The following is a 15102-nucleotide window of genomic DNA, read 5'->3' as shown; positions in this document are numbered from 1 at the left end:
GGCAGAAGGGTGGACGGGTGTGGTTCAGGCCTGCGGGGCGCGGGCGTTGCCCGCCTTGGTGGCCTCGACCATGGCCTGGTGCAGATTGCGGGCGGTGGTCTCGTCGGCGGCGGGGAGCGGGCTGCCGAGCACGGTGAACCAGTCCTGCGCGCCGGTGTACTGGACGGTGATCTTCACCTGCCCCTCGACCCAGGTGGTGTGAAGCGTCAGATTGCCGGTGATCGCGCCGAGCTCCTCGGTGAGCACGCCGCCGTGCCCGGCATGGATGCCCTGAGTGGTCCAGGTGGCCCACGTCTCCACGGTTCCTCCTGCTGCTGTCCGGGGGGTGATCATGCGTCAAGAGTTACCCGGCCACGGTACCCCGGCTCGGCGGCCATCACCCCCTGTCACCTGTCAGGGGCGCGGCGCACACTGGGAGCATGTGCCGATCGATCAAGACCCTGCGCGCCCCGGTCACCCCCGAGGTGACCGAGGACGACATCCACGCCGCCGCCCTGCAGTACATCCGGAAGGTGTCCGGCTTCCGGGCGCCCGCCGCGCACAACCAGGAGGTGTTCGAGCGGGCGGTGGAGGCGGTCACCGAAGCCACCCGGGAGCTGCTCGACCATCTGGTGGTCAGGGGGCAGCAGCACCAGGCGGCCCACGAGCACTGAGGCGGTGTCCCGGGGAGGCGGCCGGGATCAGCCGAGGAAGCCCCGGAGCAGGGCCGCGGTGGCCTCCAGGTGCTCCTCCGTGGTGCGGCGGGCGGCGGCCACGTCCCCGTCGAGGATGGCCCTGACCATGGCGCGGTGCTGCTCCGAGGCGTGCTCGATGTTGCGGCCGAGCACCGGGATGGCGTTGAGCAGGTCGTTGAGCCGCATCCGGCCGACCGCCACCCCGGCGGCCAGCGAGGGCGAGCCGGTGAGCTCGGCGATGGCCAGGTGGAACCGCGAGTCGAGCTGGCGGTAGTCGGCCGGGTCGCAGTCCTCCAGCTCGGCCAGCCGCTGCTCCAGGTGCTCACGCTGGGCCGGGGTGAGGGTGCGGCGGGCGGCCTGTTCGGAGGCGCCGGTCTCCAGGACCAGACGGTACGTCAGGGCGTCCTCCAGCTCGGCCCCCATGTCCTGGACGGCGCGCCGGAGTTGACCGAGGTCGGGCGGGGGCAGCCGGTAGGTCACGAAGGTGCCGCCGTAGCGGCCGCGGCGCGGCTCCACGCAGCCGGCCTGCTGGAGCGAGCGGAGCGCCTCGCGCAGGGTCTCGCGGCTGACGTTCAGCCGGGCGGCGAGCTCGCGCTCGGGCGGGAGGCGGTCGCCGTGGGCGAAGACGCCGAGCTTGAGGGCGGCGAGGATGCGTTCGACGGTCTCCTCGAAGGCGTTCCCGGTCCGCACCGGACGCAGGACCGATGCGCCGCGCCAGTCCACGCCCTCGTCAGCCACGGCCGCATCGTACCCAGGGCGGGGGTGGGGGCGGAGGGGGTGACCGGTGGGTGAGAGGGGTGGTGGGGCGGGGACGGGGGAGGGCGGGGCGTCCGGGTGGCGAAAAGGCGGGGCGGGGACAGGGGTGGTGCTGGCATGCTGCTCCCGTGGACAAGCCCGAGATCTCGATCGAATTCGCCCCCGAGCTGCACGTCTTCGTGAGCACCCCACGTCGAGGCGGCTGGTCCGGGGTGAGGACCGACGGGACCTCGACCCTCGGGCACGTGGTGGAGTCGCTCGGCGTACCGCTGACCGAGGTGGGCGCCTTCGAGACGGCGGCCGGCGAGGCGCTGGCCACCTCGCACGTGCCGGTGGACGGCGAGCGGATCGCCGTGCGGGCGGTGGTCAGGCCGCAGGCGCTGCCGGGCGCGCCGCGCTTCCTGCTGGACGTGCACCTGGGCACGCTGGCCCGGCGGCTGCGGCTGCTCGGGGTGGACGCGGCGTACGAGAGCCTGGACATCGGGGACCCGGCTCTGGCGGCCCGTTCGGCGGCCGAGCAGCGGGTGATGCTCTCGCGGGACCGGGGACTGCTGCACCGGCGCGAGCTCTGGGCCGGGGCGTACGTCTACAGCCACCGCCCCGCGGAGCAACTGCGCGACGTGCTCTCCCGGTTCGCGCCCCCGCTCGCGCCGTGGACGCGGTGCACCAACTGCAACGGGGTGCTCCGGCCGGCCGACAAGGCCGAGGTCCGCGAGCAGCTGCGGGACGGCACCGAGCGCTCCTACGACGTCTACGCCCAGTGCGGGGACTGCGAGCAGGTGTACTGGCGCGGCGCGCACCACGCGCAGCTGAGCGGGATCGTGGACGCGGCGGTGGCCGAGTTCGGCGGGGCGGTCGTCAACGGCTGAGGCCCGGCCGGCTGCCCGCCGAGGAACCACTGGGGCGCGTGGTCTTGACGGGGAATCAGGGGTAACGGGAACATGCTGCCCACGCCAAAGGTCTGAAACCGGTCCTTTGGCCGCCACGATGACGTGGGCGCACGTTTCGGCTCTCTCCCGAACCCCTCAACCCCCAAGGGGTGCGCATGCCTTCCGAGCAGCACACGAGCGACGACGAGCACCGGCTACGGCAGCTCGGCTACACCCAGGAGCTGGCCCGCTCGATGTCGGGCTTCGCCAACTTCGCCGTCTCCTTCTCGATCGTCTCCATCCTCTCCGGCTGCCTGACCCTCTACGGCTTCGGGCTGAACACCGGCGGCCCGGCCCTGATCACCTGGGGCTGGCCACTGGTCGGCCTGATGACGCTCTGCGTGGCGCTGTCGATGGCCGAGATCTGCTCCAGCTACCCGACCGCGGGCGGTCTGTACTACTGGGCCGCCAAGCTGGCCCGCCGCAACGGTGCGGCGGCCTCCTGGTTCACCGGGTACTTCAACTTCATGGGCCAGGTGGCCGTCACCGCCGGGGTCGACTTCGGCGCGGCGTTCTTCACCAACGCCTTCCTGGACCTCCAGTGGGGCTACGCCGCCACCACCGAGCACACCATGGTGCTGTTCGCGGTCATCCTGCTGCTGCACGGCCTGCTCAACACCCGGGGCGTGAAGCTGGTCGCGCTGCTCAACACGGTGAGCGTCTGGTGGCACGTGGCCGGAGTGACGGTGATCGTCGGCGCGCTGGTGCTGCTGCCGTCCGAACACGCCTCCGCCTCCTTCGTGTTCACGAAGTTCGTCAACAACACCGGCTTCTCCAGCGGTTTCTACGTCGCGATGCTCGGCCTGCTGCTGGCCCAGTACACCCTGACCGGCTACGACGCCTCCGCACACATGACCGAGGAGACCAGGGACGCCGCCCGCTCCGGGCCCAAGGGCATCGTCAACTCGGTGCTGGTCTCCCTGGTGGCCGGCTGGGTGCTGCTGCTCGGGCTGACCTTCGCGATCACGAACTACGAGGGCGTGACCGGCACGAGCACCGGGGTGCCGCCCGCGCAGATCTTCCTGGACGCGCTCGGCCCGACCGGCGCGAAGCTGCTGCTGCTGATCGTGATCGGCGCCCAGTTCTTCTGCGGGATGGCCTCGGTGACCGCCAACTCCCGCATGATCTACGCCTTCTCGCGCGACGGCGCGCTGCCCGGCTCGCGGATCTGGCACCGGATCAACCCGCGCACCCAGACCCCGACCGCCGCCGTCTGGCTGGCCACCGGAGGGGCCTTCCTGCTGGGCGCGCAGAACCTCTGGAACGCCACCGCCTACGCGGCCGTCACCTCGATCTCCGTCATCGGGCTGTACATCGCCTACGTCGTCCCGGTGTTCCTGAGACTCCGTCAGGGTGACGCCTTCGAGCGCGGCCCGTGGCACCTGGGCCGGTGGAGCAAGCTGATCGGTAGCGTGGCGGTCGGCTGGACGGCGCTGATCTCGGTGCTGTTCATGCTGCCCACCCTCAGCCCGGTCACCGCCGCGAACTTCAACTACACCCCCGTCGCGGTGGCGGTCGTGCTCGGCTTCGCCGGGATCTGGTGGCTGGTGTCGGCCCGGCACTGGTTCACCGGCCCCAAGGTGACCGCCGAGGACGAACCGGCCGACCGCGCAAGCACCTTGGAGAAGCGATGAGCAGCCCCCGCCTCACCCTCGACCGCCTGCGCGCGCTGGTCGCCGACGGCTCCGTGGACACCGTGGTGCTCGCCCTCACCGACATGCAGGGCCGCCTCCAGGGCAAGCGGATCGCCGCCGGGCACTTCCTGGACGAGGTCGTCGGCCACGCCGCCGAGGGCTGCGGCTACCTGCTCGCGGTGGACGTCGACATGAACACCGTCGACGGCTACGAGGTCTCCTCCTGGGAGACCGGCTACGGCGACTTCGTGATGCGGCCCGACTTCGACACCCTGCGGATGGTGCCCTGGCACCCGGCCACCGCGATGGTCCAGTGCGACGTGCTCCAGCAGGACGGCACCCCCGTCCCGGTCTCCCCGCGCCAGGTGCTGCGGCGTCAGCTGGAGCGGCTGGCCGGCTACGGCTGGCAGGCCTACGCCGGCACCGAGCTGGAGTTCATCGTCTTCAAGGACAGCTACGAACAGGCCTGGGACAAGGGCTACTCCGGCCTCACCCCGGTCAACCAGTACAACGTCGACTACTCCATCCTCGGCACCTCCCGGATCGAGCCGCTGCTGCGCCGGCTGCGCAACGAGATGGCCGGGGCCGGGCTCACCGTGGAGTCCGCCAAGGGCGAGTGCAACCTCGGCCAGCACGAGATCGCCTTCAAGTACGGCCCCCGCGCTGACCACCTGCGACGACCACGCGGTCTACAAGACCGGTGCCAAGGAGATCGCGGACCAGGCCGGCTACAGCCTCACCTTCATGGCCAAGTACGACCAGCGGGAGGGCAACTCCTGCCACGTCCACCTGAGCCTGCGCGACGAGCACGGCGCCCCGGTCTTCGCGGGCGACGGACCGCACGGCTTCTCCCGGACCATGGAGCACTTCCTGGCCGGACAGCTGGCCTGCCTGGGCGAGTTCGCCCTGCTGCTGGCGCCGACGGTCAACTCCTACAAGCGCTACGTCCCCGGCAGCTTCGCCCCCACCGCCATCGCCTGGGGGCCGGGACAACCGGACCTGCGCGCTGCGGGTGGTCGGCCACGGCCCCTCGCTGCGGTTCGAGAACCGGGTGCCCGGCGGGGACGTCAATCCCTACCTGGCGCTGGCCGCGCTGATCGCCGCCGGACTGCACGGGGTCGAGCACCAGCTGCCCCTGGAGCCGGAGTTCACCGGCAACGCGTACGCCTCCGACGCGCCCCGGGTGCCGTCCACGCTGCGCGACGCGGTGGCCGCCTTCGAGGGCAGCGAGGCGGCGGCGCTGGCCTTCGGCAAGGACGTCGTGCGGCACTACGCCCACGCCGGGCGGGTCGAACTCGCCGCCTACGACGCCGCGGTGACGGACTGGGAGCGCCGCCGCGGGTTCGAACGCCTGTGACCACCGCTTCGCCGACCGAGGAGAGTACGCAGTGACCGACAGCCCCGACCTCTACGAGGTGGTCAACCCCGCCACCGAGGAGGTGATCACCACCGTCCCGATGGCCACCCTGGCCGAGACCGACGCCGCCGTCGCGCGGGCCAAGGCCGCCTTCGAGGGCTGGCGCAAGGTCGCCCCCGCCGACCGGGCCCGGCTGCTGCGCGCCTTCGCCGCCGCCGTGGACGCCGACCGGGAGGAACTGGCCCGGCTGGAGGTGGCCAACGCCGGTCACACGGTGGGAAACGCCCGCTGGGAGGCGGGCAACGCCCGGGACGTGATCGAGTACTACGCGGCCGCCCCCGAGCGCCTGTTCGGCCGTCAGATCCCGGTGGCCGGCGGAGTGGACCTGACCTTCCAGGAGCCGCTCGGCGTGGTCGGGATCATCGTGCCGTGGAACTTCCCGATGCCGATCGCCGCCTGGGGCTTCGCCCCGGCCCTCGCGGCCGGCAACACGGTGGTCCTCAAGCCCGCCGAGCTCACCCCGCTCACCGCCCTGCGGCTGGCCGAACTGGCGCTGCGGGCCGGGATCCCGGAGGGCGTGTTCCAGGTGCTGCCCGGGCGCGGCCCGGTGGTCGGCGAGCGGTTCGTCACCCACCCCGACGTGCGGAAGGTGGTCTTCACGGGTTCGACCGCGGTCGGCAAGCGGGTGGCCGCCGGGTGCGCCGAGCAGGTCAAGGCCGTGACCCTGGAGCTCGGCGGCAAGAGCGCGAACATCGTGTTCGCCGACGCCGACCTGGCGAAGGCGGCGGCCACCGCCCCGTACGCGGTCTTCGACAACGCCGGGCAGGACTGCTGCGCGCGGTCGCGGATCCTGGTGCAGGCCACCGTGCTGGACGAGTTCATGGCCGGCTTCGAGCGGGCCGTGCGCGCGGTGCGGGTCGGCGACCCGGCCGACGAGAAGAGCGAGATGGGCCCGCTGATCTCGGCCGCCCAGCGGGAGCGGGTCGCCTCCTACGTCAAGGACCCGGCCTTCACCGGGAGTTGCCCCGAGGGGCCGGGCTTCTGGTACCCGCCGACGGTGCTCGCGCCGGTCCGGCACGACGACCCGGCGTTCACCGAGGAGATCTTCGGCCCGGTGGTGACCGTGGTCCCGTTCCGCGACGAGGAGGACGCGGTGCGGATCGCCAACGCCACCGAGTACGGCCTCTCCGGCTCCATCTGGACCAGGGACGTCGGCCGCGCCCTGCGGGTCGCCCGCGCCGTCGAGGCCGGCAACCTCTCGGTCAACTCGCACTCCTCGGTGCGGTACTCGACCCCCTTCGGCGGCTTCAAGCAGTCCGGTCTCGGCCGGGAGCTCGGGCCGGACGCCCTGCACGCCTTCACCGAGACCAAGAACGTCTTCATCGCAACGGATCAGGAGTAGTCGGATGAGCAACCGTCTGGACGGCCGGGTGGCCGTCATCACCGGAGCCGGCAGCGGCATCGGCCTCGCCACCGCCCGGCGCTTCGCCGCCGAGGGAGCGAAGGTCGTCTGCGTGGACCTGGACGAGGAGAGCGGGGAGAAGGCGGCCAACGAGGTCGGCGGCCTGTTCATCCGCGCGGACGTGACGGACGAGGACGCCGTCCGCCAGATGTACCAGACCGCCGTCGACACCTACGGCAGCCTGGACATCGCCTTCAACAACGCCGGCATCTCGCCGCCGGACGACGACTCCATCCTGACCACCGGCCTGGAGGCCTGGCAGCGGGTGCAGGACGTCAACCTGAAGAGTGTCTACCTCTGCTGCAAGTACGCCATCCCGCACATGCAGCGGCAGGGCAAGGGCTCGATCATCAACACCGCCTCGTTCGTCGCGGTGATGGGCGCGGCCACCTCGCAGATCTCCTACAGCGCCTCCAAGGGCGGCGTGCTGGCGATGTCGCGCGAGCTGGGCGTGCAGTTCGCCCGCGAGGGCATCCGGATCAACGCGCTCTGCCCGGGCCCGGTCAACACGCCGCTGCTCCAGGAGCTCTTCGCCAAGGACCCGGAGCGGGCGGCCCGCCGCCTGGTGCACATCCCGCTGGGACGCTTCGCCGAGCCCGCCGAGATCGCGGCGGCGGTGGCCTTCCTGGCGAGCGACGACTCGTCGTTCATGACGGCGAACACCTTCCTGGTGGACGGCGGCATCTCCGGTGCGTACGTGACCCCGCAGTAGGAGGACGCCCCGCGGGTGGCTGACGACGGCTCAGCCGCCCGCAGGGGGTTCCAGTTCGTACCAGACGACCTTGCCGGTGTCGGTGACGCGGGTGCCCCAGCGGTGGGCGAGTTCGTTGACGAGGTACATGCCGCGGCCGCCCTCGTCGGCCTCCTCGGCGACCCGCAGGCGCGGCGGGCGGGCGTCGACATCGGTGACCTCGACGGTCAGCAGCCGGTCGCGGAAGATCCGCATCTCGACCGGTCGGCCGGCGTGCACCAGGGCGTTGGTGATCAGTTCGCTGGTGAGCAGTTCCGCGTGGTCGGCCAGGACGTCGAGGCCCCAGGCGGCGAGCACCTCGCGGGTGAAGTGCCGGGCCCGGCCGACCACGGCGCGGTCCTCGGCCAGTGGCAGGACGGCGTAGCGGTCCGGGCCGACCGGGCGGGCCCGGGCCAGCAGGACGGCGACGTCGTCCTGGCCGGCGGGGGCCTCCAGTGCGGCGAGCAGCGCGTCGCAGGTGCGCTCCAGGCTGCCGCGGCGGCCGGTCACGGCGCGGCGCAGCAGCTCGATGCCGTGGTCGATGTCGTGGTCGCGCCGCTCCACCAGGCCGTCGGTGTAGAGCAGCAGCAGGCCGTCCTCGGGCAGGGTGAAGCTGCGGTTCTGGAACGGCACCCCGCCCACCCCCAGCGGCGCGCCGGCGGGCAGTTCGACGAGCTCGGCCTCGCCCGAGGGCGGCGCCAGCAGCGGGGGCAGGTGTCCGGCCGAGGCCGCGGTGCAGCTGCGGTCCAGCGGGTCGAACACCACGCAGACGCAGGTGGCGAACTGGCCCTCGCCGAGTGCCGAGGCGGCCTCGTCCAGGCGGCGCAGCAGCCGGGCCGGATCGAGGTTGAGGGTGGCCAGGGTCCTTGCCACGGTGCGGAGTTGGCCCATGGTGGCGGCGGCCCGGATACCGTGGCCCATCACGTCGCCGACGATCAGCGCGACCCGGCCGCTGCCGATCGGCACCACGTCGAACCAGTCGCCGCCCACCTCGCTGACCACGCTGCTCGGCAGGTAGCGGTGGGCCAGTTCCAGCCCCAGCGAGTGGTGCACCTCCTGCGGCAGCAGGCTGCGCTGCAGCGTCAGCGCGGTCTCGCGCTCCCGCCGGTAGAGCCGGGCGTTGTCGATGCAGACGGCGGCCCGGGCCGCCAACTCCTCGGCCAGCGCCACGTCGTCGGCGGTGAACGGCTCCGGGTTGACGGTCCGGATGAACTCGGCACCGCCCAGCACCGTCCCGCGCGCGAGCAGCGGCACCATCACGTACGAGTGCACGCCCGCGGCCAGACCGGGCTCCACCCGGTCGGGTGCCGCGACGATCCGGTGCAGGGCCGCCTCGTCCACCTCGGCCACCAGGATCGAGCGGCGCGAACGCAGGCTCTCCGCATAGAGGTTGGCCGACCGGCTGGGTTCACCGACCTCGTCGGCCGCCCCCATCAGCACCTCCGAACCCTTCACCTCGCCGACCGCCACCGCCCGCAGCAGCGCCGGGCCCTCGTCCGGCGGGGCGGCCGGCTCCTCGCCGTCGAGGACCGACTCCAGCAGGTCCACGGTGACGAAGTCGGCGAAGCGCGGCAGCACCACCTCCACCAACTCCTGGGCGGTGCGGGAGAGGTCGAGGGTGGTGCCGATCCGGGTGCTGGCCTCGTTGAGCAGGGCCAGGCGCTGCTGGGCGGTGTGCGCCTCCTCGAGGGCGAACTGCCGGGCCCGGGCGGCGTCCCGCTCCCGGGTGTAGAGCAGCGCGTTGTCCACCGCCACGGCTGCCCGGGCGGCCAGCTCGGCGGCCAGCGCCGCGTCCTGCGCGTCGTAGTGACGCTCCGTCACGTTCCGGTAGAAGACCGCGATCCCGACCGCCGCCCCGCGCGCGATCAACGGCACCACCATCGCCGTGTGCACCCCGTCGCCGCGCATCGCCGCGGCCTCGGCGGGCGCGTCCGCGAACCAGTGCGAGGCCCCGCCGTCCAGGGTCGGCAGCAGGACGGGACGGCGGTGCGCCAGCGCCCAGGCGTACGGCGTCGAGGGGTGGTAGTGGTGCACCGCGCCGACCGGAGCCAGCGGCACCATGCCGGAGCCCGGCGCGGAGTGGAAGGCCATCCGGCGCAGCACCGCCGAGCGGTCGGCGGGGCTGGGCAGTTCGGCGGGCTGGCCCGCGGCGAGGGTGTCCAGCACCTCCACCGCCACCGTGTCGGCCAGCTCCGGGGTCGCCACCTCCGCCAACTCCTGGGCGGTGCGGGCGAGATCGAGGGTGGTGCCGATCCGGGTGCTGGCCTCGTTGAGCAGGGCCAGGCGCTGCTGGGCCCGGGCCGCCTGGGCCTCGGCCCGGAACCGCTCGGTGACGTCCACGATGGTGGAGCTCACCCCGAGCACCCCGCCCTCGGGCCGGTCCAGCCGGAAGTAGGAGGCGGACCAGGCGCGGTCGTGGCCCGGGTCGCCAGGGGTCCGGCCGTAGGAGCGGGCGTCCAGCACCGGCTCGCCGGTCGCCATCACGTGGCGCATCACCGCCTCGATCTCCTCGCCGTTGATCCCCGGCAGCACCTCGGTGACCCGGCGGCCGATCTGCTGCTCGGCGGGCAGGCCGTTGGCGCGGGCCAGCGCGTCGTTCAGCCGGACGAAGCGCAGGTCGGTGTCGTAGACCGCCATGCCGACCGGGGACTGGCTGAAGAAGCTGTCCAGCACCGCCAGGTCCGCGTGCAGCCGGTGCACCGTCGTCACGTCCGAGGCCACCGCGAGCACCAGCGGGCGGCCGTCCGGGCCGAGCACGGGGTGGGTGCGGAACTCCAGGTTCACGTGGTGGCCGTTGCGGTGCAGCACCGGGAAGACGCCGGACCAGCCCCGGCCGGTGAGGATGTGCCGGAACAGTTCGAGCACCTCGGGCCGCTGGTCCTCGGTGACCAGCAGCTGGGCCGCCCGGGCGCCGATGGCCTGCCGGGCGGGGTAGCCGAGCAGGGCCTCGGCGTCGGTGCTCCAGTGCAGGATGCGGCCGTCCTCGGCGATCAGCGCGGTCGCGATCGGGACCGTCAGGAGGCCGTCCTGCTCATCACTACGCATGTGTCGACCACCGCCCGGGGCTGGGGCTGCCGTCCTGTCATCCTCGCACGGGGTGCTGCGGCTGGCACGGCTCTGCGAGGGGCTGCGGTGGAGGGTTCCCGGCGGGCGGAGGGCCGTACGGCGGGGCTCCGGGCGCGGGGGAGCGGATGGTCACGTTCCCGTAACGGCGGCGAAGCGAGAGCGACAACCGAGGCTCCTAGGCTCGGCCGCAGCCGTCCGGTCAGGTCGAACGAGGAGGACCCTGGTGCACCGCCCGCCCGTCTGGCTCGCCCATCCGCTCCGGTGGCCCCGCGGCGGGCCGGTGCCCTGGCCGGCGGTGCTGCGCGGGGCGCTGGGCACCGGTCCCGCACTGGCGCTGGGGCTGGCGGCGGGCCGCCCGGCGGAGGCCATCGCCGCCGGGCTGGGTGCGTTCTTCGGCACGCTCAACGACCGGCCGGGGACGCGGCGGGTGGCGGCGGTGCGGATCGGTCTGCCCGCGGTGGCCGGGGCGGCGGGGTTCTTCGGGGCGCTGGCCCCCGGGTGGTGGGCGCTGCCGCTGCTGACGGTGGTCGGGCGTGGTCTCGTGGCGCGGTCAGCGTGGCCGGGGCGGTGTGGGCTCCGCCGCCGCCGTGCAGCTGCTGGTCTTCACGGCGGTCGGCGCCGGGGATGCCGGTCGCGGCCCCCGCCGTGGGCGATGGCGGCGGCCCTTCCTGGCGGGCGCGCTCTGGCAGCTGCGGCTCCGGCTGGGATGGTCAGCCCCTCGGGCGCGGACGGCGAGCGCCACGCGGTGGCGGCCGTCTTCGACGCCCTGGCCGACGCCCTGGCCGCCGTCGGCACCCCGGGAGCGGAGGCCGCCCGGAGGCGGCTGACCGGCGCGCTGAACGAGGCGGACCCTGGCGCTGCGCCTGCGGTGGCCCCCGGGCGGGGCGGGCGGGACGGGTGACGGTCCGTCAGGGGACGACGGGCGGACGCGGACGGGTGGGGCGTCGGGCTGGGTGTCGGTGAGGCCACACCCCGGCGCGCCCTTCCGCCCGTCGGCGGGTCCGCCGGCGGGGCGCTGCGCCGGGGCGGTGGGTGTGAGCGGCCGATCCTCGCCCGGGCGTTGGTGGCGTGGCGGTGCTCCGAGGGTGGTCGGGGCCGAGGAGGGGGCGGCTGTGGGAGCGGTTCGGGGCGGCGGCCGCGCTGTGCGAGGCGGGCGTGGCGCTGCTGTGGGAGCATTGTATGAGTCGCCGAGCTGCCGGGGAGCGGATCGTACACGTAGGGGCGCGAACGGACGGTGTGGCGGAGCGGTGCGGGCGGTGCGGTGCCTGGTGCGGTTTGCCGGCGTCCTGGTGATGTCAGAGTCTACATGTCCGGTCGAGGTGGGCGGCGTTCGACCGGGCGTGCTGGTGAGGTGATCGCTGCGTATTCTCGGGAGCGGGTGACGAGCGGTTGTGGCGGCGACCGCCCGGTGTGCGCCCCGTAGCGCTGCCGAGCTCGGCCCGGCCGGGCGTCGAGTACGGGCTGCGCGCGCCGGCGTGGCATGTCTCGCACGTCTCGCGCTGCTGCTGCGTGGGCCGCCTACTGGTAGCTGGGCTGCCCGTCACGCCGCGTGTCCTGTGTGAAGCCAAGACATCGGTGGAGGACCGCTCAGTTCTCGCGGTGTGTCACACCGTCTGCGTGCTCGCGACGCCGTTGCGGGTGCTGTTTCGCCGTGCAGGTGCTGCTGTGTTTTGGCCGCGGCACGCGACGGATGGTGGCCGCCGCGACCCTGGCTGGGGCGTCATGGTGCGCTGGCGGCCGTCACTATCGCCGTCCCAGACGGCGGTGGTGACCGTCACGTGCTCGCCTTCAGTCGCTCGCTGCTCGGGCCGGGGACACCAGCGCGGCCGGCGACCCGGCTGGCAGGACACGGTGCATAGGCACTGCCTCGCCGCTCCTGCTGGATGCGCCACACGTGCCGCCGGCTCAGTCGTCCGCGACGCGACGCGCGGGTGCGGTCACCGGTACGCGTCGCTGCGCTGCGGCACGCCCAGTGCTACTTTTTTATGTTGCTGGACCACGGTGCATCGCCCCCGAGCCGAGTCCGTCTGCGGCCGGATGCGGAGATGCCCTGCGACCGCACGCGCTACGGGCACTGTGCCGAGGCGCGGGCCGTGCACGCCGAGACCTGCCGCCGCGCGAGCTGCGGCGGACGCGTGCGACTGCTGCCGGTCGTGTGCCGGGGCGAGCGGATCGTCGATCGCGAGCACCGCCTGCGCCGTCCTGGCTCCGACCACGGGCCGCCCGTACGTCCGCCGGAGCCGGACGCGTCGCGATGAGCGTCGCCGAGCTGAGCTCCTGGCAAGGAGTTGATGACGCCGTGGAAGGTGACGCCGCGCCACTGCGGAGGGGGCCGGCGCCGGCGCCGACTGCGCGCACGCTGACCGAGATCTCCACGGTCAGGAGCGTCCGCACGATCCGTTGACGCTGACCTCGGCTCGTGATAAACTGCCCCGAACCTCGCGCAGAGTGTGTCAGTGGCGACTCGCCCCATGTGCAACACCCCTGGAGTTGGTCCCGTCTAGTGCCTGTGCTGGTGCGCGTCACGTGCAGCCCTCAGTCATCACCGCCGTTACGCGATCTTCGGCACCACCGAGTTCGCCGCGATGGCCGTGCTCCCTGCAGTCGCGACGTGACCTCGGAGAGTCCCCGGGTGACCGTGGCATAGTCCGGCTGGCTGATCTCGGATTAACGCTGTACTCGGGGGTGGTCGATCGGGCCTGCCAGCAGTGCGCACCTGCGCTCTGCGCGAAGACTGCCCCCGCAAGGCCGTTGCATGATGCGGGCCTGTCCGCCTCGCTGTGTTTCACGGTCGGTCTGAAGCCTTGACTTCTGCGCACGCTGAGGCCCCGAACGTATGTCCCTACTTGGCTCGGCCGCCTCGGCTGACGCACTCGGGCTTTGGCCGCACGCGCTTCTTCGGGGTCGCTGTTGCGGTGGCCGCCGTGCCGAGGCGGGCGCCGCCGCCCCTGCGGGCCCGGGCGGTCCTCGGTGATGTTCTCCGGCGTACTCGGTGTGGGCCACCGTCTCTGGCGTGCCGGCCGCCACCCTGCTGGGCCAGCACCTTGGTGGCGTCTCGCATGCTCGTGGTGGTCGGCGCCGGCGCGGTCGGCACGCTCGCCTTGGGCCCGGCTGCTGCCCGAACTTGGCCCAGAGTTACCGCCCCGGTGCCGATCACTGCGCAGGAGCTGGTGCCACCTTCCGCATGCGGCCAGCTCGCTGGCCCCTGCGGCACGGTGGTGATCCGGCTGCGCCTGGGCTGTTCCGCCTGTTACACTACATCACCCCGGTGCTCACCGAGGTGGCCGGCTTCTGCCGCAGGCGGCGTCAAGGTGGTGTCTCGCCCTGTTCGCGTCGTGGATGGACTCGCGTCGGGAACCTGATCAGTCGGCTAGCGTGGGCCGCAGCAGCTGACGTGCTGGTGGGACCGGGCGGCGGGGTGCGGGTGCTCCTGGCGTCCTGCGCCACCGGCGCGCGGCCAGCCATCCGCACCGTGCGTGGGGTCCGTCTGATCCAGACCGCGACTGGGCATGGCATCCCGATCTGCCAGGCCGTCCTCGGGCGCAGCTCCGGATACCGTACCACCTCGTCGCGGAAGGTCCGTCTCGACCTCGGCGGCCAGGCCGTCCGGAAGCCCGAAGACGCAACCAGCAGGTGGAGAACCCGGCATCCGGCAGTACGTCGGTCGCGGTGTCGTACAGGAAGACGCGAACTGGTAGCGTAGGCCGCCCTCGAGATCGATTTCAGCCGCAGGCCGTCGGGCGTCAGGCAGGTTGTTTGTCAGCGGGCACTGTGGTCGCCCGGTGTGACGTCGGGGTGGGGCGTCTGGCGCCCCCGCTCGCGATCCTCGCCTAGCTCTCCCGGTCCAATGTCCGCGGCACGGCAGCCCCAGGTCCGTCGAGGCAGGTGGCCGTCTGTGCCGCATTGCCTGGTGTCTGCCCAGTCCCATCTGCAGGTTCCTCCCACGGCGGCCGCCCCCCCCGTACCGGGCCGCCAACGGCGCGAAGCTCGCCCCGCCGGCGGCCCGAATGCGTGCGGCCAGCCGTCCGCGAATACGGCCGCGTTCCCACGCCAGCAGCCCCTCCCGGCGGCCCGCGTTGTCGTCGCCTCATGCAGCTACGTCCGACAGCCATGCGTGTCGGCGCCTCCCTATGGTCGCTCCATCACCAGTCAGCGTGGCAGCTCCTCGGTGGCACCCTCCCAAGCAACCCGGCCCGGCCAGCGCCGAGCGTCATCAGGTGCCTGTCCGACCTGGCCGCGCCGTTTGTGAAGCCCCTCCCAGTCGCGGTGCTCCGCCGTCCCCTAAGGCCTGTCACCACCACCGTCCCGCCCCCCCGTCCAGTCCGCATCCGGCACCATCCGTGCTCCAAGCCGTGATCCCCCCAGGTCCACCGCTCGGAGAGCCTTGGCCCCGAGCACCTCCCCGCCCGCCCGCAAGATCGCATCCATTACCCGGCATCGCTGGCAGCGCCCGCTCCGTGGCCCGCAGCCGATTTCCGCCCGGTGAACGCCACG

General features: G+C 72.9%; 9 protein-coding genes and 1 pseudogene. 7 read left to right on the top strand and 3 right to left on the bottom strand.

Translation table 11 applies throughout. The features are described 5' to 3' along the window. Window positions 1-24 precede the first annotated feature (24 nt). A complete protein-coding gene (locus ABD946_RS14375; protein ID WP_345283526.1) occupies window positions 25-300 on the bottom strand; it encodes a hypothetical protein in 276 nt (91 codons plus the stop codon). 119 nt (window positions 301-419) lie between these two features. On the opposite strand from ABD946_RS14375, the gene ABD946_RS14370 reads away from it, so the two are divergent. Then, window positions 420-653, top strand: a complete 234-nt coding sequence (locus ABD946_RS14370; RefSeq protein WP_345283524.1) for a DUF2277 domain-containing protein — start codon at window positions 420-422, stop codon at window positions 651-653. A gap of 27 nt (window positions 654-680) precedes the next feature. On the opposite strand, the gene ABD946_RS14365 is transcribed toward ABD946_RS14370, so the two are convergent. Then, on the bottom strand, window positions 681-1412 hold the full coding sequence (locus ABD946_RS14365; protein ID WP_345283522.1) for a FadR/GntR family transcriptional regulator: 732 nt from the start codon (window positions 1410-1412) through the stop codon (window positions 681-683). A gap of 146 nt (window positions 1413-1558) precedes the next feature. Here ABD946_RS14365 and ABD946_RS14360 point away from each other — a divergent pair, with 146 nt between their 5' ends. The 5 genes and pseudogenes from ABD946_RS14360 (at window position 1559) to ABD946_RS14340 (ending at window position 7524) form a co-directional block, all read left to right on the top strand. Next, window positions 1559-2299: a Mut7-C RNAse domain-containing protein gene (locus ABD946_RS14360; RefSeq protein ID WP_345283520.1), complete on the top strand. Its 741-nt coding sequence runs from the start codon at window positions 1559-1561 to the stop codon at window positions 2297-2299. 176 nt (window positions 2300-2475) lie between these two features. Next, window positions 2476-3993 carry an amino acid permease gene (locus ABD946_RS14355; protein WP_345283518.1) on the top strand — a complete coding sequence of 506 codons (1518 nt, stop codon included), beginning with the start codon at window positions 2476-2478 and terminating at the stop codon, window positions 3991-3993. Then, a pseudogene (locus tag ABD946_RS14350) lies at window positions 3990-5350 on the top strand (glutamine synthetase family protein). The gene ABD946_RS14355 and the pseudogene ABD946_RS14350 overlap by 4 nt, the downstream one beginning before the upstream one ends. Window positions 5351-5450: 100 nt before the next feature. Continuing rightward, window positions 5451-6752 carry an aldehyde dehydrogenase family protein gene (locus ABD946_RS14345; protein ID WP_345283599.1) on the top strand — a complete coding sequence of 434 codons (1302 nt, stop codon included), beginning with the start codon at window positions 5451-5453 and terminating at the stop codon, window positions 6750-6752. Window positions 6753-6756: 4 nt separating this feature from the next. Then, complete coding sequence (locus tag ABD946_RS14340; RefSeq protein WP_345283516.1) at window positions 6757-7524, top strand: 3-oxoacyl-ACP reductase; 768 nt, start codon at window positions 6757-6759, stop codon at window positions 7522-7524. A 30-nt stretch (window positions 7525-7554) separates the two neighbouring features. On the opposite strand, the gene ABD946_RS14335 is transcribed toward ABD946_RS14340, so the two are convergent. Next, a complete protein-coding gene (locus ABD946_RS14335; RefSeq protein WP_345283514.1) occupies window positions 7555-10587 on the bottom strand; it encodes a SpoIIE family protein phosphatase in 3033 nt (1010 codons plus the stop codon). Between the two features lie 244 nt (window positions 10588-10831). On the opposite strand from ABD946_RS14335, the gene ABD946_RS14330 reads away from it, so the two are divergent. Beyond that, the gene (locus ABD946_RS14330) at window positions 10832-11509 is read left to right on the top strand and encodes a hypothetical protein (RefSeq protein ID WP_345283512.1); all 678 of its coding nucleotides are present in this window, start codon (window positions 10832-10834) and stop codon (window positions 11507-11509) included. Window positions 11510-15102 lie beyond the last annotated feature (3593 nt).

The organism is Kitasatospora albolonga (assembly GCF_039535905.1).
Lineage (GTDB): Bacteria > Actinomycetota > Actinomycetes > Streptomycetales > Streptomycetaceae > Kitasatospora > Kitasatospora albolonga.
The sequence above is the reverse complement of the archived record's forward strand: the minus strand, read 5'-3'. Positions and strand labels throughout refer to the sequence as shown.